Here is an 18,896-nt window from a genome sequence, read left to right as displayed (position 1 = left end):
GAAATTAATAATAAAATTAGTATTAGTCTGTACCCGCACACTACGGCAGCACTTTATAAACTTGATGAGTGCCAACCGATGAAATCTATTTCAACTGTGACCACCAAGTATTACTTACTCGGCATGAGTCATTTTGCGACTTCCATCTGAAAAATAAGGACAGCGTCCGCCCCCCGCCTGCATTCCGACGTACTGCATCGGAATGAATAATCGGTTGTTACTTACTAACTTTGACGCGTTTGCGGATCAGCTTCATCACGGTCACGAAGAACACCGGAACAAACACGACCGCGAGCGTCGCGGTGATCATCCCTCCGATCACCCCGGTGCCAATAGCCTGCTGGCTCGCCGAGCTGGCACCGGTGGCTATTGCCAATGGCACCACGCCGAGGATAAATGCCAGAGAGGTCATGACAATAGGCCGCAGACGCAAGCGTGCGGCTTGCACCGTGGCGTCGATCAGGTCCTGGCCCTCGTCGTACAGGCGCTTGGCGAACTCGATGATCAGGATCGCATTTTTCGCCGACAGGCCGATGATGGTGACCAACCCAACCTTGAAGAACACGTCGTTGGGCATGTCGCGCAGGGTCACGGCCAGTACCGCGCCTAATACCCCCAACGGCACCACTAGCAATACCGAGGTTGGGATTGACCAACTCTCATACAACGCAGCCAGGCACAGGAACACAATCAACAGCGACAACCCCAATAGAAGTGGCGCCTGACTGCCCGACAAGCGCTCTTGCAACGACAACCCAGTCCACTCCTGACCCAACCCTGCCGGCCCTTGCGCCACCAGTCGTTCGATTTCAGCCATGGCTTCACCCGAGCTGTAACCAGGGGCCGGTTCACCGGAGATGCTGATGGCTGGATAGCCGTTGTAGCGCGTCAACTGTGTCGGACCCTGAGTCCATTTAGCCTGCACGAACGCTGCCAGCGGCACCATTTTGCCGGTATTGTTGCGCACATGCATTTGCAGCAAGTCACCCATCTGGCTGCGCTGATCGCCTACGGCCTGCACCACGACGCGTTGCATCCGTCCCTGGTTAGGGAAATCGTTGATGTAGGCCGATCCGACTGCAGTGGACAATACGCTGCCGATATCGGCAAACGAAACCCCCATGGCATTGGCTTGTCTGCGGTCAACGATCAGTTGCACTTGCGGCGCTTCGGCCAATGCACTTTCGCGCACGTTCATCAGGACCGGGCTTTTCTCTGCGGCCTCGAGCAACGCCATGCGTGCTTGCATCAAAGCTTTGTGGCCTAAACCGCCTCGGTCCTGCAAACGGAATTCAAAACCACTGGAGTTGCCCAGACCGTCCACTGGAGGAGGCAGTACGGAGTAAGCCACGGCGTCCTTGATTTGGCCAAAGGCGAGGCTGGCACGGTCGGCGATGGAGGCGGCAGAGTCGTCACTGCCGCGTTCTGACCAATCCTTGAGTGTGCTGAACGCCAACGCTGCATTCTGGCCGCTGCCGGAAAAACTGAAGCCCAGAATGATAGTGCTATCAGCAATCGCCGGTTCTGTGGCGTTGTGCGCCTCAATCTGTTCGACCACCTGTATCGTGCGATTTCTGCTCGCGCCAGGTGGCAGCTGGATGTCGGTGATGGTATAGCCCTGGTCCTCGACCGGCAGGAACGAGGTGGGCAGTCGATTGAAGCAGATCACCAGGCCGATCAGCAGCACACCATAGATCAGCAAATAACGACCACTACGTTTCAGCGCATAAACCACCCAGCCTTCATAACGTGTGGTCAATTGCTCAAAGCGTCTATTGAACCAGCCAAAGAAACCACCTTTAGCGTGGTGTTCGCCTTTGGGGATGGGTTTGAGCAAAGTGGCGCAGAGGGCTGGCGTCAGGGTCAGGGCGAGAAACGCGGAGAACAGAATGGAAGTGGCCATCGATAGCGAGAACTGCTGGTAGATCACTCCCACCGTGCCTGGCATGAATGCCATCGGGATAAATACCGCCACCAGCACCAGGGTAATGCCGACGATAGCCCCGGTAATCTGATGCATGGCCTTGCGTGTTGCCTCTATGGGCGACAGGCCTTCGTTGGCCATGATCCGCTCGACGTTCTCGACAACCACGATGGCATCGTCCACCAAAATGCCGATGGCCAGTACCATACCGAACATTGTCAGCACGTTGATCGAGAAACCCAGTGCCAACAAGGTGGCCAAAGTGCCCATCAGCGCCACCGGCACCACCAGGGTTGGAATCAGGGTATAGCGGATGTTTTGCAGGAACAGAAACATCACTGCGAACACCAGCACCATCGCTTCGACCAGGGTGTAAACCACTTTGGTGATCGATACTTTGACGAACGGAGACGTGTCGAATGGCAGCTGATATTCCACGCCGGACGGGAAGTAGCGCGACAGCTCATCCATTTTGGCCTTGATAAGGCCGGCGGTTTCCAAGGCGTTTGCCCCAGGTGCCAACTGTACGCTGATGGCCGTTGATGGCTTGCCATTGAGGCGGGTCGAAAACTGGTACTCCTGACTGCCAATTTCAACTCTCGCCACATCGCCGATGCGCACGGTGGAGCCGTCGGGACTGGCCTTGAGCACGATGTCGGCGAATTCTTCCGGGGTCGACAACTGGCCTTTCACCAGAATAGTCGCGGTGATTTCCTGGGTGGTGCGGGTCGGCAAATCGCCGATGGTGCCTGCCGAGACTTGGGCGTTCTGCTCGACAATGGCTGTATTGACGTCAGAGGGTGTGAGGTTGAATCCGATCAGCTTTTGCGGGTCGATCCAGATCCGCATCGCCCGTTCGGCACCATACAGTGAGGCCTTGCCCACGCCGTCCAGACGCTTGATCTCGTTCATCACGTTGCGCGCTAGGTAATCGCTGAGCGTCACGTTATCGAGCGAGCCATCATTGGAGGTCAGGGTGATCAACAGCAGGAAGCTGGTCGAGACTTTCTCCACCTGCAAGCCTTGTTGGATCACTGCTTGCGGCAGACGTGACTCAACCGCCTTGAGACGGTTCTGTACATCGACCTGAGCCATATCCGGATCGGTTCCGGGTTTGAAGGTGACGGTGATAGTGGCGCTGCCAAGACTGCTTTGCGATTCGAAATACAGCAGGTGACTGGTGCCGTTGAGTTCTTCCTCAATCAGGCTGACCACGCTTTCGTCGACGGTTTGCGCTGACGCACCTGGGTACGACGCCTGGATCTCGACTTTTGGCGGTGCGACGTTGGGGTATTGCGCCACGGGCAACTGCGGAATGGCCAACGCGCCGGCCAGCAGGATGAACAGGGCGACCACCCAGGCAAATACCGGGCGATCGATAAAGAACTGCGGCATAAAAAGCGTCCTGCTTACTGACCAGAAGCCTGGGCAAGTGGAATAGGGGTGTCGTCGATTTGCACTTTCTCGCCGGGTTTGGCGTGTTGCAGGCCTTCGGTGACGATGCGGTCGCCGGGCTTGAGGCCTGCGGTGACGATCCAGCGATCGTTTTGCACGGCGCTCAGTTCAACCGTTTGCTGGCCGACGCGCAGGTCCGCATCGAGCATCAGCACCTGAGCAACACCAGCGCTGTCACGTTGAATGGCCCGTTGTGGCACGCTGATTCCTTGCTGATTCACCGCTTGTTCCAGACGCACGCGCACGAAACTCCCCGGCAGTAAATCGAGGTCCGGGTTGGGAAATTCGCTGCGCAGGATGATCTGGCCGGTGCCCGGGTCGACGGTAATGTCGGTGAACAGCAGCTTGCCCGGCAGCGGATAGAGGCTACCGTCATCCTGAATCAATGTGGCTTTGGCCTGACCCTGACCCACTTCCTTTAACTGGCCGGAACGGAAGGCGCGGCGCAGGTCAATGAGTTCACGGGTCGATTGGGTGAGGTCGGCGTGAATCGGGTTCAGTTGCTGAATCAACGCCAGCGGTGTGGTTTCGCTCTGCCCGACCAGTGCCCCTTCCGTCACCAGCGCGCGACCGATGCGCCCGGAGATCGGCGCCGTGACCGTGGCGTAACCCAGATTGAGTTTCGCCCGTTCCACGGCGGCCTTGTTGGCGGCCACGTCGGCAGCGGTCTGTCGGACGCTGGCCCGGGCGTTGTCATAATCCTGGCCGCTGATGGCCTTGCCGTCGATCAACTGGGCGTAACGTAGTTCTTGCAAGCGCGCCTGGAGGGCATTGGCCTCTGCTTTGCGCAGGCCGGCCTGGGCAGTGTCCAGGTCGGCCTTAAACGGTGCCGGGTCGATGCGAAATAGCACGTCGCCTTTTTTTACGTCGCTGCCTTCGCGGAAAGTGCGCTCGAGCACCACGCCGGCGACACGGGCCCGCACTTCTGCGCTGCGCGGTGCTGCGATTCGCCCGCTGAGTTCGCTGCGGATCGATAATGCTTGGGTTTCGATGGTTTCAATGCGAACGGTTGCCAGTGATTCGGCTTCTTCTATAGGGGAAGGCTTGCCACAGGCTGCAAGTGCAAGTGAAACCGCAATCAGGCTGAGCTTTACTAACAAGTTCTTTGGCACGTAAACACCTCAATAATGCCCCCCGGCTCTACGGGCTATCACGCTGGCGCGTGATGAAGCTCTGTAACTGCTCGGATTGAGCAGTTTGCCTAAGCAACATCCATTCACCATGCACAGTAGATGCGGGGGCAGACGCCTTGAACACCTGACCTCACGAATGTTGCAGTACCCTGAATAACCTTTCAGACTCTGCGATCGCTGAACAATAGTTCACATAAGTGGCCGAGCGGCCGGGCGAAGTACCTGACATATGAAACGGCTTTCGAGGACACTCCAGTTTTCATAATTACAAAAATAGGAGTGATGATAGACTTCGTTAGACCACTACATACTGAGCGTCCAAGTTACCCCTCTGACTCTTCGCTCTTCATATTCTGCTCAGCAACAGGCTGTGTGTCCTCGCCCAGGCTTTTAGCCCGCTCTGCAATTCGTGCGTCTCGCATTTTTTCATATCGTTCTATAACACGATCACCTCCGCCCTCTGCTTGAGAGGCAATGGGCAGCATGAATAGGATGGCTAATGTAAAAACTCTAATAGCGGGCATGTATAAAACCTTAGTAAAAGTAGGCAGTGATATTACTGTTAGAAGAATATAGCGCATGCTGATTACTGCGTTTTTGCAGGCAATACTGTATGGATAAAATCCTTGCAGCGCCAACAGCCACTCTGTTGGCATCTTACAGGTCCCGCCTTAGTTATTGCCCATCAAAGAAGTCAACTAGCAGTGGTTTGACCAATGTTGGGCACTCCTCCATCAGCCAATGACCACAGCCAGGCAGCACATGCCCTTGTACGTTCGTGGCGTACTTATTCATCTGATCAATTTGAGTCTGACCAAGACTGCCTCGCCCGTCACCCGCCACTGCCAGTAGCGGCATAGTCAGTTTGCTTTGAGCCAACAGTTCTTTGTTCTGCAGCACAGATTGCGGAAGCGCGCGATAGTATTCGAATGCAGCATGCAGGGTGTGAGGCTTCGAATACGATTTAGCGTAAAGTCCAAGCAATTCATCAGTAAACACCTCCTGCTTCTCAGCATGTTTCTTGATGAAATGAGAGAAAAAGACCTTTTCCTTTCCCGAAATTAAAGTTTCGGGTAATGCTCCATCCGCTGAAAAGAAGCTAAAGTGCCAAGCTGTTGACTCACCTTGCGGGGTAAACGCCGGAAAGGTGTATATCAGTTCGTCCGGAATGACCGACTCAAGATAGGCGACCTTGGCAATATCTTTTTGATGCTGCACCAGCATCGGATAAGTTGCCCAAATACCAATATCATGAGCCACTAAATTAAATGGCGCATCTGGACTAAAGCGTTTGGCAAAAGCGTATATGTATGGAGACACCTCTTGCCCGGTATACGAGGTCTTGAGTGGTTCGGACAACCCTAGACCAGGAAGATCCACAGCGATGACTCTGTGTTTTTTTGCCAGTTCAGGCATGAGTTGATGCCACTCATACCATGATTGCCCGAAGCCGTGCACCATCAGCATTAAAGGCCCGCTGCCACCCGCAACATAGTGCATTTTCAGGCCGTTGACTTCTTCGAAGCCTCTTTCGAATCCTGCCGGAACAGGGAACTCTTCAGTCGCCAGCACGGTAAAAGAACACATCACACCGCAGGCTGCAATCACAATACCCGTTATAAATTTATTCATAAGTCCCACTTTTACGAAATACAAAAGAGACGGACTGTTTTCTCTCCATATCTCTGTTTATAAAAATCTAGCGGCTTTAGTCTTTTAGACAGTCAAGCTGCAAACCCACCATCAATGCTCAGGCTAGCGCCAGTAATAAATCCGGCTTCCGGCCCAGCAAGGTACGCAACGAAACTGGCAATTTCTTCATCTTTTCCGTATCGGCCTAGCGCCATTAACTGTTTCAGTTGGCTGGCTGCCTCACCGTCGGCAGGATTCATATCGGTATCGACCGGTCCAGGCTGCACGTTGTTGACAGTAATGCAACGTGGCCCCAAGTCTCGCGCCAGACCTTTGGTAAAACCAACGAGCGACGCTTTAGTCATTGCATACACGGCACCGCCGGCAACAGGAATTCGGTCGGCATTGATGCTGCCCATATTAATAATGCGGCCACCCGTACTCATGTGACGTATGGCTTCTTGACTGGCAATAACCACACCTCTTACGTTGACAGCCAATGCAAGGTCAATTTCCGCCAATGTCAGTTCTTCCAGTGATCCCCATGGGAGAATACCCGCATTGTTTACCAAGATATCCAGTCTGCCAAAATGCTCTACCGCTTGGCGCACAGCTTGCTGTAATGCTTCAGGATCAGCACTGTCAGCACGAATAGCGATAACATTGCCTCCTGCGATGGTAATCTCGTCTACTAGTGTTTTAGCTTCGTCTGGCGAGGAACGATAAGTGAATGCAACGGCTGCGCCTTCGCGAGCCAGACGTTTAACAATGGCAGCCCCGATACCTCGGGAACCACCTTGTACAAATGCAACTTTTCCTTGAAAATTTTTCGTGATATTCATTTATGCTAAATCTCAGTAGGGTTTTACAAGATAAGCTTACGCGTAGCAGCTTTTAATAATTAAGCATGCAGAAGTTCAGCGCTACTCAACGATGTTTAAAGTACATTTCCATCCAGTTGAATTAGTCTATGCTATTCACAGGATACGATTAAGTCCCTAAAATTCAATTCTCTAGGTCCTGCGCGGAATCAATTGGCATGGTTAAGAACCAATTTGTTGAGATTCGGAATTTCGTCACAGTTGCCCAGACAGGCAGCTTCACCTCGGCCGCCCAGGCTTTGGGAATGACCGGCTCGGCTTTGAGCAAAAGCATCATGCGACTGGAGACACGCTTGGGAACCAAGCTGTTGCACAGGACTACCAGGCGAGTGAGCTTGACCAATGATGGTGATTCCTACCTCACCGATTGCCAGAACGCCATGGCCATCCTCGACGAGGCTGAAAATCGATTGGGCAGTGAGCAGCAGTTACCTGCCGGTCGTGTACGCATTGAATTGCCCACAGCATTTGGACGCAGGTATATCCTGCCCACCCTGATAGAACTGTCGACACGGTACGAACAGCTAGAGCTATCAGTCACCTTCAGCGATCAGACCGTTGATTTGATGGGCAATGGAATTGATTTGGCGGTGCGTGTGGGACCACTCGATAACAATGTTGATCTGGTCGCTCGCCGATTAGGCGAGCAGCGCCGAGTTATCTGCGGCTCGCCATCTTATCTCGCGCGCCGCGGTGCGCCACTGGTAGCTAAGGACCTCTCACAACACGACTGTGTCATAGGATGGCCTTTAGGCCAACGGACTAGCTGGTTACTCAAAAACGGGGAGGGAATGACTGAAGCTTATGAAATCCCCGTTCGTCATGAGATAGGGGATTGCGAAGCAATTTTAGCTGCAACTCTGGCGGGTTGCGGTTTGGCTCAGGTACCTACATGGTTGGTGGAGGAGCACCTACGATCAGGCGCGCTTGTTTCTGTGCTCGCCGATCAAGCAGGAGACGATATGCCCATTCACGCTATTTGGATCAAAACCCCCTACATTCAGCCGAAGATGCGCGTGATCATTGAAGAGTTACTCCTTTTGGCGCAGACACCAGGCAGTAGATTTCGAGCAGACCAGCACAAAAAATGCAGCCGTTAAATTGACAGTCTGCCCATTGATACTTAGTTGTACTGCGTCTATAAGACTTCTGGCCATTTCTTTTGTTAATCAGACAATGTTCTTCTTTGCTGCGGCGACTCCCCAATGGAAATTAAGGATTAAACTATGTCATTCGTAAAGAGCCTTGAAGGGAAAGTTGCAATTGTACAAGGCGGCTCTCGTGGCATTGGCGCTGCCATTGTCAGGCGCCTGGCCCGTGAAGGTGCAGCGGTTGCCTTTACATATGCCTCATCTGCAGCTCGAGCTGATGCACTGGTCGCGGAAGTTACGGCAAGCGGCGGCAAATCCCTTGCCATTTGTGCTGATAGCGCTGATGTCGCTGCGCTGCAGCAGGCGGTGCGCCAGGCAGCAGAGCATTTCGGCAAGCTGGATATCTTGGTAAACAACGCTGGTGTGCTGAGTTGGGCACCCACCGAGGAGTTTCCACTGGATGAGTTGGACCGAACCTTTGCAATCAATATTCGCGGCGTCTTTGTCGCTTCCCAGGAAGCGGCGCGCCATATGAATGATGGTGGTCGCATCATCAATATCGGTAGCACCAACGCAGAGCGGGTTCCTGTCGCCGGCGGAGCGGTGTACGCCATGAGCAAGTCGGCGCTTGTTGGGTTAGTCAAGGGCATGGCTCGCGATCTAGGCCCACGTCGTATTACGGTCAACAATGTTCAACCTGGTCCTATCGACACCGAAATGAACCCAGCTGATGGCGAATTTGCCGATCAGCTGAAAGCACTGATGGCGCTTGATCGATATGGTAAAGATGATGAAATCGCGGCCTTTGTTGCTTACCTTGCAGGGCCGGAAGCCGGGTATATTACCGGAGCAAGTTTGACCATTGACGGTGGCTTTTCGGCTTGAGCCGGGCCTACTTCTGAGCGGCCAACGCCCTGTTGCGCTATAGCAAGATTTTCCTCAAGAGGATTAGAACCTTCTGGATGGTCTGAATTAGACCCGAATTTCCCAAGCAGATAACCCGGCCGCTTCAAAGACGACCTGTCGAACAGGCGGCTGGGTTTATATGCTCTAGGCGCTATCCTGTCTAAGGGCATTTCCCGCATCACCTCTCCTACATTCGTCAGTAAATGTCAACGAACCATCCAAAGGTTCGACAGAGCGGACAGCGTCACCAACTGCGCAGTATTCATTGCCTTCAAGGCACAATCGACTGGGAGTCGCTGGTCATGGGCGCAGTCAATACGATGCCAACCCCGAGTTCTTCGATTGCGTCCAGGTGCGTTACGATGAGTTCGAGATCCTCCAAGAGGCAGGGCTTTGGCTTTTTTCGTTGCAGCCTAGCTTCGTAAACGGCTCATACTCAAGAGCTGACTACCTGACCGACCGTTTTTAAAGCTGATTCTGGCTATAAGAACAACTCCACCGGTGGGAAATGCTCGGATCTCCCTTCAAGAATACAGTCCCATCCCCAGGTCCTGAGAGCCGAATCACGATTGAAATCTTTGACAAGTTCGGCCGGTATATCGTCAAGATCAGGTCTCAACTCAAACTGAGGCGTCATTGCATATTCAACGTCCATACCCATGTGCCCGTGAATTAGTCTTTGCATTATTTTGACCCGCTGGGAACATCCCAACCATTTCCCTCTTCTCTTCTCATTCTGATAGACCATTAAATTTAAATAGGCTGACGCGTGAACATAGTCGCTGCCGGTCATCCAAACTCTCCGATGTGGCATGACGCCAAGCGATAAGATGTGTTCAACGACCCAGTCCAAGAGCGGAAGTGCGACTTTGCGAGCCTGAAGTTCAATTCCAATCATCAAAAGTACGTTGTGTAGCGTGTGCGCTACTTTAACCGCTGTGAGGTTACGCTTCTGTTCGGTCACTTCAAGTACCAAACAAATCAGGCAGGCCAGACAATCGAGGCTGGCGCGTCGTTCAAGCTTGTCCAGCAACCGTTGTGTAATAGCTTCACGATTCGAGTAAGCAGATAATCCCGAAAACCCTGAAGAAAATATCACCGCCTGTACATCGACGCTGAGTTTCCTCATATAGCGGTCGGTATCGATATGCTTCTGATCCGTAGGCAGCATAATTTCCCAAAGTGGATGTTCGAGTTCACGTGTCGAACCCGGTGCAAGCAACTCAACCCGTTTTAGGGTTTTTGACTTGGGAGTGTTTATGTTTTTCTGGTACCGAGACCACTTGCTTCGATAATGACGGATCGTACTGTTGCTGTTTTTCTGAAATGACTCTGCCTCGAAGTGACGCTCCAGTGCGTACGCAGAAGTGAGATTTGTACGTTGCTTTAGTCCTTCATACCAAGCGCACTCGAAGCTATCTCGATGTGTTCATGCATGACGCAGCTTGTCCTGTGTACTGCGCCGCTTATTGAGCATTCAAATATCCGCGGTGCCCAGTACTACGCCACGCAAGGAGAGGAGCCGGTATGAAACCCGTTTTGAACACTACCCAAGGCCTGCTGACGCTTGGATTGACCGGTATGGCAACAGCGTATTAGCGCCAACTCGAGGAGCCCACGCTTCTCAAACAGCCTTTCGATATGAGGCTCGGTTTGATGATGGAAGCAGAGACATGTCAACGCGAGACCAGAAAGGTCGAACGACTGCTTAAGGCGGCCAAGTTTCGCGAGTCGGAAGCCACCCCGGAGAATATCGAGTTCAAAGCCACGCGTGGCCTCGATCGCAGTACAGTCATGACTGTTAGGTGAATGCGAGTGATTGAGACGGCGACAGAACATCATCATCACCGGCGCGACCGGTACTGGGAAGACCTGGCTAGCATGTGCCTTTGGAAACCAGGCCTGTCGGCTCGGGTCACACACGGTTTATCGCACGGCAACGAAGCTGTTCGAAGAGATATCGTTGTCGTACGCGGACCACACATTCAACTTAAGGGCGAGTCGATGCGAAAGGTCAAAAGTCGTAAGCGGAGTTCCTCCTGATATCGGTGTCGGCTAGCTAGGAGGCATGACAGGGAGTGGCTGAGTGGTCAGAGGCAATGCACTGGTCAAGTCGAATGCAAACGCTTGATCAGAGTAACCGTCCGAACTACACCGCCTTGCATCTCAGACCTTAATCTCCTTTAACCACTGATTGACGCGCTCCCATTCAAAAACCGTTGGATCGAAGGTACTGCCATGCCACTCCAACATGTCTTCATGCTCGGGGTGGCTGGGGTCTGCCATCGCTTCAAGGAAGTCGGCATAACCCGGCCCACCACCCACGTCTTCCGGCGGGCAAGCATTGGCACCGCCGACACAATACGGCACCTGAGGACAGGCGATACCGGGCAGCACTTTTTCGACTTTGATCCGGTGATCCCAGCCCTCGCCAAAGTCATAGAGGTAGCGAAACGTCTTTTTCCCGTACAACGCTTTGATCAGGGTCTTTCGGGCCTCCGGGTTCACGGGTGGGCCCCACCCATCGGGGTCGGGAATGCCGTAATTCTCACCGGCAATTTCAAACTCATGCATATGCCCTCCCTCCCAGGGGAGCCTACAGAATTCGGAGAAAATCGTACGCTAAGGTTTTCCAACCTGCCGTAGCGGCCTGAATTTCCTGTCTTTCAGGTTGCTGGCTTTGCCGCCAGACGTGGCTTGTTCATTTTGGGTGTGGGCCTGATAAAGCATAGCGACTTGCCTCTTCCATCAAGTCATCGCACATAGGATTCGCCTTGAGAACGTGCGCAGCTGGGTCGATTATCGACAAGCCAAGCGACGTCTCTTCTGTGGCGGATGTCCAAACTTCTCCCATAGGCCCGACAATTTGGCTTTCACCTCTGAATGTCGCCTCTGCGCCTGCATACATTTCCACACCGGTACGATTTGCACAGATTAGCGGAGTGGCGTTTTCCATTGCGCGAATGCGCGCAAGCTGGGTTGTCCAAGGTCCACCATAGTTGGCTGGACAACACAATAACTGCGCACCTTGGCGCACCAACAGGCGAGCGGCTTCTGGCATCCAAAGGTCAAAACAAGTAAGAACGCCAAAACGGCAGATTCCGTCATCGAAACACGCTAATGAATCGCCTGGGGTGAAGAGGGGCTTTTCTATGCGTGACAGGTGGCACTTGCGTTGTTTTCCCAGCCAGCGCCCTCGCGATACGACAATCGCCGTGTTGTAGATGTAATCGCCGTCACGCTCAGCGATGCCAGCAATTAGCGTTGCATTCTTGTCTGCCGATAGTTGCAGTAAGAACTGCGCCGTTGGCCCATCGAGCGCCGATTCAGCATGAAGAAACAATGCCTCACGCGAGTCGTGAAAATAACCGATGGTACAAAGCTCGGGCATGACTAAGAGATCAAATCGCGCCAAGTCTACAATATCGCGAATCTTCCTAAAATTTGCTGCTGGATCGCCAAATGAAACGGGATACTGCAAAAAAGCGGTCAGCATGAAGTTGTCCAACCATTATGGAGGTTTTCTGGGCCCGGGCTTATCTTCCCTTGGGCGGCGTCAAGTTGAACTATACCCTTGCGGGATGTCAGGCAGGCCACCCGCGCCGCGTCAGAGTAGGGCCGCTTTTTGCATTTCCTGACGCCTCGGCGTCAACCTCTATGGCCTCAACCTGACAGGCCGCACGCTTAGCGTACGATTTTGTCCGTTTTCTCTATCGCCCCCTCCCAGCCCATCACGGTCTGGATCACCGTGTGCAATTTGCCCAAGGTGATGTTTTCCAGCACCGCTACGCGACGCCAGATGGCGGGTTTGATCCACTTCAATTCAATGTGCAAGATCAGCACACGGTCAGTGGCAGGGCTGGGTAAACGAGCGATTTTGGACATTGATCAAGCAGCCTCGCGGTCTTCGAATGAGGTAAGAGAAACATTCCAGGGCAGCAGTTCGTCAATCCGATTGATCGGGTGCTCGGCAATGCGTTCCAGTACATGTGTCATATAGGCTTGCGGGTTCAGGTCGTTGAGTTTGGCCGAACCCACCAGGCTGTAAATCGCAGCCGCTCGTTCTCCGCCGGCATCGGAACCGGCAAACAGGTAGTTTTTGCGGCCCAGCGCGACGGCGCGCAGCGCCCGTTCGGCGGCGTTGTTGTCGATTTCGATTCGGCCGTCATCGCAGTAGCGCGTTAAAAGCCTGCCACCGGTTGAGGGCATAGAGGATTGCACCGCCCAATGTCGATTTTTTCGACAGTTGAGCCAGCGTTTGGTTAAGCCACGTGTGCAGGTGCTCCAGCAGTGGAATTGCCCGACTTTGCCGAACCGATTTTCTATGATCTGGCGGCTATCCGCGGATCTCGCTTTCGATGGCATACAGGGCCGCAATCCGTTGCAGCACCTAGTCAGCAAGTGGGTGAAGCCTGGTCTTTGTAGACATCGTAAAACTTGCGGCGGGCGTGAGCCCAGCAGGCGGCTTCCTGAATGGTGCCTGTCGCATACAGCTGAGCAAAACCGGCGTAGCCGTCAGCCTGCAAGATCCCGCTGAAGCCCTTGAGATGAGCACGGGGATGTTGCCCCTTGCGATCCGGCGAGTAGGCAAACCATACAGCCGCCGGCGTCGTGTAACCGGCAGGTCGGTCGTCCCGCACGTATGTCCATAGGCGAGCCGTTTTGGTTTTGCCGTTGCCCGGCGCAAGTACACCAATCGGCGTGTCGTTGGCATGGACTTTATGGCCGCTCATGACATGACGCTCAAGGGCGTTGATCAGCGGCCTGAGCAATTGATTGCTCTGGCCGACCCAGTCGGCCAGAGTTGAGCGCTCCAGATCCACGCCCTCACGGGCGTAGATCTCGGATTGTCGATACAGTGGCAAATGGTCAACAAACTTGGAGACCAGCACGTGGGCCAGTAGCCCAGGGCCTGCAAGGCCTCGGGCTATCGGGCGATTCGGCGCCGGTACCTGAGCGATGTGCTCGCAGCAGCGGCAAACCCACTTGGGGCGAACATGGCGGATCACGTTGAAGCGCGCAGGGACATACTCCAGCACCTCAGACACATCCTCCCCCAAATGGCGAAGTTTCCCACCGCAACCAGAACATTGTGATTCGGGCTGATGGACGTGAATTTCGCGAGGCAGGTGTTCAGGTAATGGCTTGCGCCGAGAGACAGGGCGAGGTGGCGGTTCGGTTGGCGGTGTCAGTTCAGTCTGGCTGACTTGCAACTCTTCAAGACTCAGTTGCAGTTGATCGATCATCGCGTCCAGTTGCTCGGAGCTGCGACCGAACTGCGTACGTCGCAGCTTGGCGATCATCATTTCCAAGCGCTTAATCTCTGCCCGCTGGGCAGAGACCAGAGCCTTCAAGGCTTGAAGATCGTTAGGCAGGGTGTCGGTCGCGAGCGTCATGACCGAATGTTACTTGGGATTTTTTCAGCGTGGCAAGTCAGACCGCGAGGACGGGTGCTGTACGAATTGGCCTGCGCCAATCAATGCCTTCCAACAGCATCGACAACTGCGCAGCCGTCAGCGTCACGCTGCCGCTGGTTGCTTGCGGCCAGACGAAGCGCCCTTGCTCCAACCGTTTGCAAAACAGGCACAACCCGTCGCCATCCCACCACAGCAATTTGATCCGGTCACCGCGCCGTCCGCGAAAGGCGAAAATCTGACCGGAGAACGGATCGGCTTCAAGCTGAGTCTGCACCAGTACAGCTAAACCGTCGAAGCCACGGCGCATGTCCGTGACACCAGCGGCGATCCAGATACGTTTCCCAGCGGGAGGAGCAATCATCGCAGCAACTGCTGCACGATGAGTTGCAGGGTTTGCGGGTCAGGCGTGCCAGTGATGCGCTTGGCTTTTCCCGCCTCAACAATGATCACGGAATGACACTCTGGCGGTGACTGAATGACTTGCGGTAAATCTATTGGCGCCTCGATCACCTGGACAGGCAAAAGCGTTGCACTCTGACTGGCCGGGCCGAAGAAGCCCTCTTGATATTGCTGCCGCCAGCGAAAGACCAGGTTGGCATTGACGTCATGTTCGCGAGCGATCAACGACACGGAGGCGCCAGACTGGAACGTGGCTTCGACAACTTTGCGTTTGAACTCTGGCGGGAAGTTGGGGCGGCACCGGGTCGATGGGCTGGGGCAATGATATCCAAGATAGTGTCAACTAAAAAATGATGGACACTATTTTTGCTGATTTTGGAGGCTCTCAGGAGTGGGTACTGGCCGGACGGTTACTGATCAGATGCTATGCAACCGATTGTTTTAACTAGCTTAACTGTGCTTATTTGAGGCTGCTCGCCAGAATTGACACCCTGAGTTTGGACCTTATAGTGCGTTACCGCCCTCCTGGATACCGTCCGGAGGCGACATCTACCAGCACCGAGTATCGGTAGTGGAGGACGGAACAACACCTTCAGGAGGGGTGGATTTCATGATTACAGTCTCTCGGTAGGCGATGAACTTACTCCATGACGGTATTTGTCATGGAAAACGCTGCCCATTGTCCGAAAGCTGCGTGCCTGGCAGGCACTACATAGTTATATCCACGGCACGCAGTGAAGGACTTCACCAAACCCCAGACAGCAAAAAGCCCGCATTAAGCGGGCTTTCTGTGGTGACCTGGCGTTCAGCGTTCCAGGTGACCGAATATGGCGCAGCGGACGGGACTCGAACCCGCGACCCCCGGCGTGACAGGCCGGTATTCTAACCGACTGAACTACCGCTGCGCGTAACATTGAAAGTAGTGGTGGGTGATGACGGGATCGAACCGCCGACATTCTGCTTGTAAGGCAGACGCTCTCCCAGCTGAGCTAATCACCCTTTACCTTCGTTGCGGGGCGCATTGTGCCACAGATTTTCATAAAGTGTTGATTTAATTGAATAATTTTTCAAAAAATCTGAAAACCTATAAAACGACGCGACCTGCAGGAACAACTTACAAACTTTGGACAGAAAAAAACCCGCGTTAAGCGGGCTTTTCCATGGTGACCTGGCGTTCAGCGTTCCAGATAACCGAATATGGCGCAGCGGACGGGACTCGAACCCGCGACCCCCGGCGTGACAGGCCGGTATTCTAACCGACTGAACTACCGCTGCGCGTAACACTGGAAGCGAATGGTGGGTGATGACGGGATCGAACCGCCGACATTCTGCTTGTAAGGCAGACGCTCTCCCAGCTGAGCTAATCACCCTTCACTTTCGGTGTGGCGCGCATTCTACGGAGCGACCACATCTCTGGCAAGCACTTTTTTAATTAATTTTTTCAGGCCTTCCAAAGGCTTAGAGAAGGGTTGGCCTATGGCGCCGCGAAGAGAATAATGCCCCCCTTTGTATAAAGGAGAGACTCGCCCCATGTGGTTCAAAAACCTGCTTATCTATCGCCTGACCCAAGATCTGCCTTTTGATGCCGAGGCGTTGGAAACTGCACTGGCCACCAAACTGGCGCGTTCATGTGCAAGCCAGGAGTTGACCACCTACGGTTTCGTCGCGCCATTCGGCAAGGGCGAAGATGCTCCGCTGGTGCACATCAGCGGCGACTTCCTGCTGATCGCCGCGCGTAAAGAAGAGCGCATTCTGCCGGGCAGCGTCGTGCGTGACGCGGTGAAGGAAAAGGTCGAAGAGATCGAAGCCGAACAAATGCGCAAGGTCTACAAAAAGGAACGCGATCAGATCAAGGATGAAATCATCCAGGCCTTCCTGCCGCGCGCCTTTATTCGTCGTTCGTCGACTTTCGCTGCCATCGCGCCTAAACAGGGCCTGATCCTGGTCAACTCCGCCAGCCCGAAACGTGCCGAAGACCTGTTGTCCACCCTGCGTGAAGTCATCGGCACGCTACCGGTACGCCCGCTGACCGTGAAGATGTCCCCTACCGCGACCATGACTGAATGGGTCACCACCCAGAAAGCTGCGGACGATTTCTTCGTGCTGGACGAGTGCGAGCTGCGTGATACCCACGAAGACGGCGGCATCGTGCGTTGCAAGCGCCAGGACCTGACCAGCGAAGAAATCCAGTTGCACCTGAGCACCGGCAAAGTGGTCACTCAGCTGTCGCTGGCCTGGCAAGACAAGCTGTCTTTCGTGCTTGACGACAAGATGGTGGTCAAGCGCCTGAAGTTCGAAGACCTGCTGCAAGACCAGGCGGAACAGGACGGTGGCGAAGAAGCCCTCGGCCAACTGGACGCCAGCTTCACCCTGATGATGCTGACCTTCGGCGACTTCCTGCCGGCGCTGGTTGAAGCGCTGGGCGGTGAAGAGACTCCGCAGGGGATCTAAAGCCTTGTGATCTCTACTGTGGGAGAGCTTGCTCGCGATAGCGGACTGTCAGTCAACATCTTCGTTGAATGTAAGTCCCACATCGCGAGCAAGCTCGCTCCCACATTGGTTTTTGGGGTGCTACTTAATAATAAGGATCAGGCCATACGTGCACTCGCTGCATTGAGTCGCCTTGTCGGCAACACCTTCGCTTACGGGGTACTGATTTTCGCCGTCGTGGATCGGGAAACAGCGGCCCAGCAGGCTGTCGACTGATCCGAAAACTTGATCCCTGGGTTAATGATGGGCACTCTATTGTGCAACGCGAGGACGACCTCGCGGCTCGATCGAGTCATTAATCTGGGGACGACCCCGTCAATCGATGGAGGTCTCTCATGTCCTGGATCATTCTGTTTTTCGCCGGCCTGTTCGAAGTTGGCTGGGCTGTCGGCCTGAAATACACCGATGGCTTCAGCCGCCCTCTCCCCACCGCATTGACCGTTGCCGCCATGGCCATCAGCCTTGGCTTGCTGGGCCTTGCCATGAAGGAATTGCCGCTGGGCACGGCCTACGCGATCTGGACGGGTGTCGGTGCGGTCGGGACGGTAATTGCCGGGATCATTCTGTTTGGTGAATCCATGGCGCTGTTCAGACTCGCCAGTGTGGCGCTGATCATTTCCGGGCTGGTCGGACTGAAGATCAGCGCCTGACTGTTTGCAGCCATTACGAAAAAGCCCGCCCCCCTTTCGATACAGACAGGGGAGCGGGCTTTTTCAATGGTTTGTATCAACGGATCAACTTTCGGCCAGCGCCCTGCGTTCACGCGCGACCGGGGCCTTTTCCGCATGCTCAAGCTGCATGCAGCGCTCCAGGAACAGGAACATGTAGTCGTAGCTCTTGCAGACGGCCTGACGCAATTCCACTTGCAGGGATTTACTTGGGTTCATACCCGCCAGCGTGCAGATGATTTCCAGGGCTTCCCACGGATGGGCATCGTCGTACTGGGCATGCATCTTCAACCACTTCATGGCCCGCTTGCGATCTTCCTCGGGGAATGATGCCGCGTAGACGCCACTGGAACAGACCAGCGCCGACCACTCCCCGGTCGCACCTTCAATGGCGTAGTTGGTGGCGGCAATGGCAACGATCAGCGAATCCGACGAACTGGTGTGCCAGCACCAGTGGCTCAAGGCGTGAAGCTCAGGGGCAACCTGTTGCGCTTGCAGATCTTCCAGGCTGACACCGTGAGCACGGCTCCAGTGCACCCAGTAATCGGCATGGTTCAATTCGACGCGTATGTTACGCATCAGCCAGCGACGCGCCATGTCTTCACCTGGATGGCGGGCAAAGCGAGTCTTGGTCAGGTTCTGTGCCATATATAACGCGAACTGTTCGACTACCGGCCAGCCACCAATCAGGTACTGGCGCATGGTCTTTGCACTGAGTTTGTTATCACGCAGACGCTGATACAGTTCGTGTTCGACAACCCGGCGTTTGCTCTCGCTGCAATCCTGGATCAGGCGTTGAGCCCACGCGGGATAACTTGCAGCTTCCATGAGTGGTCCGGTTCGGTTGAATGTGTCGATCACTGTCGAGCTCCTTTTGATTGTGATTATAAGGATCAGCAA

The 18,896-nt window shown here is 54.4% G+C and carries 17 protein-coding genes, 4 tRNA genes and 2 pseudogenes; 6 read left to right on the top strand and 17 right to left on the bottom strand.

What is annotated here, in order from left to right; translation table 11 throughout:
• Window positions 1-217: 217 nt before the first annotated feature.
• From ACIQU2_RS14805 to ACIQU2_RS14785, 5 genes are all read right to left on the bottom strand, one after another.
• Entirely contained in the window at window positions 218-3,319 is a 3,102-nt protein-coding gene (locus ACIQU2_RS14805; RefSeq protein WP_403141950.1) for a multidrug efflux RND transporter permease subunit, read from the bottom strand.
• Between the two features lie 14 nt (window positions 3,320-3,333).
• On the bottom strand, window positions 3,334-4,491 hold the full coding sequence (locus ACIQU2_RS14800) for an efflux RND transporter periplasmic adaptor subunit (protein ID WP_403141947.1): 1,158 nt from the start codon (window positions 4,489-4,491) through the stop codon (window positions 3,334-3,336).
• 344 nt (window positions 4,492-4,835) lie between these two features.
• A complete protein-coding gene (locus ACIQU2_RS14795; protein WP_403141944.1) occupies window positions 4,836-5,168 on the bottom strand; it encodes a co-regulatory protein PtrA N-terminal domain-containing protein in 333 nt (110 codons plus the stop codon).
• A gap of 19 nt (window positions 5,169-5,187) precedes the next feature.
• Window positions 5,188-6,144, bottom strand: coding sequence for an alpha/beta fold hydrolase (locus tag ACIQU2_RS14790; RefSeq protein WP_403141941.1), 957 nt, complete (start codon window positions 6,142-6,144; stop codon window positions 5,188-5,190).
• A gap of 92 nt (window positions 6,145-6,236) precedes the next feature.
• Entirely contained in the window at window positions 6,237-6,986 is a 750-nt protein-coding gene (locus ACIQU2_RS14785; protein WP_403141932.1) for a 3-oxoacyl-ACP reductase family protein, read from the bottom strand.
• 197 nt (window positions 6,987-7,183) lie between these two features.
• Here ACIQU2_RS14785 and ACIQU2_RS14780 point away from each other — a divergent pair, with 197 nt between their 5' ends.
• The gene (locus ACIQU2_RS14780; RefSeq protein WP_403141929.1) at window positions 7,184-8,125 is read left to right on the top strand and encodes a LysR family transcriptional regulator; all 942 of its coding nucleotides are present in this window, start codon (window positions 7,184-7,186) and stop codon (window positions 8,123-8,125) included.
• 126 nt (window positions 8,126-8,251) lie between these two features.
• Complete coding sequence (locus ACIQU2_RS14775) at window positions 8,252-9,001, top strand: 3-oxoacyl-ACP reductase family protein (RefSeq protein ID WP_403141926.1); 750 nt, start codon at window positions 8,252-8,254, stop codon at window positions 8,999-9,001.
• 502 nt (window positions 9,002-9,503) lie between these two features.
• Here the strand turns inward: ACIQU2_RS14775 and ACIQU2_RS14770 are convergent.
• Window positions 9,504-10,244 (bottom strand): hypothetical protein, encoded by a 741-nt coding sequence (locus ACIQU2_RS14770; RefSeq protein ID WP_403141924.1) that lies wholly within the window; start codon window positions 10,242-10,244, stop codon window positions 9,504-9,506.
• A 419-nt stretch (window positions 10,245-10,663) separates the two neighbouring features.
• Here ACIQU2_RS14770 and ACIQU2_RS14765 point away from each other — a divergent pair, with 419 nt between their 5' ends.
• On the top strand, window positions 10,664-10,831 hold the full coding sequence (locus tag ACIQU2_RS14765; protein WP_403141922.1) for an ATP-binding protein: 168 nt from the start codon (window positions 10,664-10,666) through the stop codon (window positions 10,829-10,831).
• A gap of 10 nt (window positions 10,832-10,841) precedes the next feature.
• Window positions 10,842-11,081 (top strand): ATP-binding protein, encoded by a 240-nt coding sequence (locus ACIQU2_RS14760; RefSeq protein ID WP_403141919.1) that lies wholly within the window; start codon window positions 10,842-10,844, stop codon window positions 11,079-11,081.
• Window positions 11,082-11,188: 107 nt separating this feature from the next.
• Here ACIQU2_RS14760 and ACIQU2_RS14755 read toward each other — a convergent pair whose 3' ends face one another.
• The 10 genes and pseudogenes from ACIQU2_RS14755 to ACIQU2_RS14710 all read right to left on the bottom strand — a co-directional run bounded on the left by ACIQU2_RS14755 (window position 11,189) and on the right by ACIQU2_RS14710 (window position 16,208).
• Window positions 11,189-11,638, bottom strand: coding sequence for a plasmid pRiA4b ORF-3 family protein (locus tag ACIQU2_RS14755; RefSeq protein WP_403142162.1), 450 nt, complete (start codon window positions 11,636-11,638; stop codon window positions 11,189-11,191).
• 85 nt (window positions 11,639-11,723) lie between these two features.
• Window positions 11,724-12,518 carry a nitrilase-related carbon-nitrogen hydrolase gene (locus ACIQU2_RS14750; RefSeq protein ID WP_403141915.1) on the bottom strand — a complete coding sequence of 265 codons (795 nt, stop codon included), beginning with the start codon at window positions 12,516-12,518 and terminating at the stop codon, window positions 11,724-11,726.
• Between the two features lie 188 nt (window positions 12,519-12,706).
• Window positions 12,707-12,907, bottom strand: coding sequence for a hypothetical protein (locus ACIQU2_RS14745; RefSeq protein ID WP_403141913.1), 201 nt, complete (start codon window positions 12,905-12,907; stop codon window positions 12,707-12,709).
• Between the two features lie 3 nt (window positions 12,908-12,910).
• Window positions 12,911-14,418, bottom strand: a pseudogene (gene tnpC, locus ACIQU2_RS14740) (IS66 family transposase).
• 37 nt (window positions 14,419-14,455) lie between these two features.
• The gene (tnpB, locus tag ACIQU2_RS14735) at window positions 14,456-14,800 is read right to left on the bottom strand and encodes an IS66 family insertion sequence element accessory protein TnpB (protein WP_403141910.1); all 345 of its coding nucleotides are present in this window, start codon (window positions 14,798-14,800) and stop codon (window positions 14,456-14,458) included.
• Window positions 14,797-15,123, bottom strand: a pseudogene (gene tnpA / locus ACIQU2_RS14730) (IS66-like element accessory protein TnpA); the annotation flags it as partial. The gene tnpB and the pseudogene tnpA, both read right to left, overlap by 4 nt.
• Window positions 15,124-15,666: 543 nt before the next feature.
• A tRNA-Asp gene (locus tag ACIQU2_RS14725) sits at window positions 15,667-15,743 on the bottom strand.
• Between the two features lie 18 nt (window positions 15,744-15,761).
• Window positions 15,762-15,837 (bottom strand) — tRNA-Val (locus ACIQU2_RS14720).
• A gap of 199 nt (window positions 15,838-16,036) precedes the next feature.
• Window positions 16,037-16,113 (bottom strand) — tRNA-Asp (locus tag ACIQU2_RS14715).
• Between the two features lie 19 nt (window positions 16,114-16,132).
• Window positions 16,133-16,208, bottom strand: a tRNA-Val gene (locus ACIQU2_RS14710).
• Window positions 16,209-16,368: 160 nt separating this feature from the next.
• Between ACIQU2_RS14710 and rdgC the strand changes: the two genes are divergently transcribed.
• Window positions 16,369-17,289, top strand: a complete 921-nt coding sequence (gene rdgC, locus ACIQU2_RS14705) for a recombination-associated protein RdgC (protein WP_046049133.1) — start codon at window positions 16,369-16,371, stop codon at window positions 17,287-17,289.
• A gap of 374 nt (window positions 17,290-17,663) precedes the next feature.
• Window positions 17,664-17,978 (top strand): quaternary ammonium compound efflux SMR transporter SugE, encoded by a 315-nt coding sequence (gene sugE / locus ACIQU2_RS14700; RefSeq protein ID WP_008151200.1) that lies wholly within the window; start codon window positions 17,664-17,666, stop codon window positions 17,976-17,978.
• An 84-nt stretch (window positions 17,979-18,062) separates the two neighbouring features.
• On the opposite strand, the gene ACIQU2_RS14695 is transcribed toward sugE, so the two are convergent.
• Window positions 18,063-18,824, bottom strand: a complete 762-nt coding sequence (locus ACIQU2_RS14695; protein WP_403141903.1) for a TenA family transcriptional regulator — start codon at window positions 18,822-18,824, stop codon at window positions 18,063-18,065.
• Window positions 18,825-18,896: the final 72 nt, after the last annotated feature.

The sequence above is a fragment of the Pseudomonas sp. NPDC098740 genome, from assembly GCF_044760065.1.
Taxonomy (GTDB): Bacteria; Pseudomonadota; Gammaproteobacteria; order Pseudomonadales; family Pseudomonadaceae; genus Aquipseudomonas; species Aquipseudomonas rossensis.
Note: the sequence above shows the minus strand (reverse complement) of the source record. Positions and strands in the feature narration are given on the sequence as shown.

Coding starts and splice junctions, on each gene's coding strand:
- ACIQU2_RS14805 (WP_403141950.1), bottom strand. CDS start 3,319: ATGCCGCAGTTCTTTATCGATCGCCCGGTATTTGCCTGGGTGGTCGCC.
- ACIQU2_RS14795 (WP_403141944.1), bottom strand. CDS start 5,168: ATGCCAACAGAGTGGCTGTTGGCGCTGCAAGGATTTTATCCATACAGT.
- ACIQU2_RS14790 (WP_403141941.1), bottom strand. CDS start 6,144: ATGAATAAATTTATAACGGGTATTGTGATTGCAGCCTGCGGTGTGATG.
- ACIQU2_RS14785 (WP_403141932.1), bottom strand. CDS start 6,986: ATGAATATCACGAAAAATTTTCAAGGAAAAGTTGCATTTGTACAAGGT.
- ACIQU2_RS14780 (WP_403141929.1), top strand. CDS start 7,184: ATGGTTAAGAACCAATTTGTTGAGATTCGGAATTTCGTCACAGTTGCC.
- ACIQU2_RS14775 (WP_403141926.1), top strand. CDS start 8,252: ATGTCATTCGTAAAGAGCCTTGAAGGGAAAGTTGCAATTGTACAAGGC.
- ACIQU2_RS14765 (WP_403141922.1), top strand. CDS start 10,664: ATGAGGCTCGGTTTGATGATGGAAGCAGAGACATGTCAACGCGAGACC.
- ACIQU2_RS14750 (WP_403141915.1), bottom strand. CDS start 12,518: ATGCTGACCGCTTTTTTGCAGTATCCCGTTTCATTTGGCGATCCAGCA.
- ACIQU2_RS14745 (WP_403141913.1), bottom strand. CDS start 12,907: ATGTCCAAAATCGCTCGTTTACCCAGCCCTGCCACTGACCGTGTGCTG.
- tnpB (WP_403141910.1), bottom strand. CDS start 14,800: ATGATTGCTCCTCCCGCTGGGAAACGTATCTGGATCGCCGCTGGTGTC.
- rdgC (WP_046049133.1), top strand. CDS start 16,369: ATGTGGTTCAAAAACCTGCTTATCTATCGCCTGACCCAAGATCTGCCT.
- sugE (WP_008151200.1), top strand. CDS start 17,664: ATGTCCTGGATCATTCTGTTTTTCGCCGGCCTGTTCGAAGTTGGCTGG.
- ACIQU2_RS14695 (WP_403141903.1), bottom strand. CDS start 18,824: ATGGAAGCTGCAAGTTATCCCGCGTGGGCTCAACGCCTGATCCAGGAT.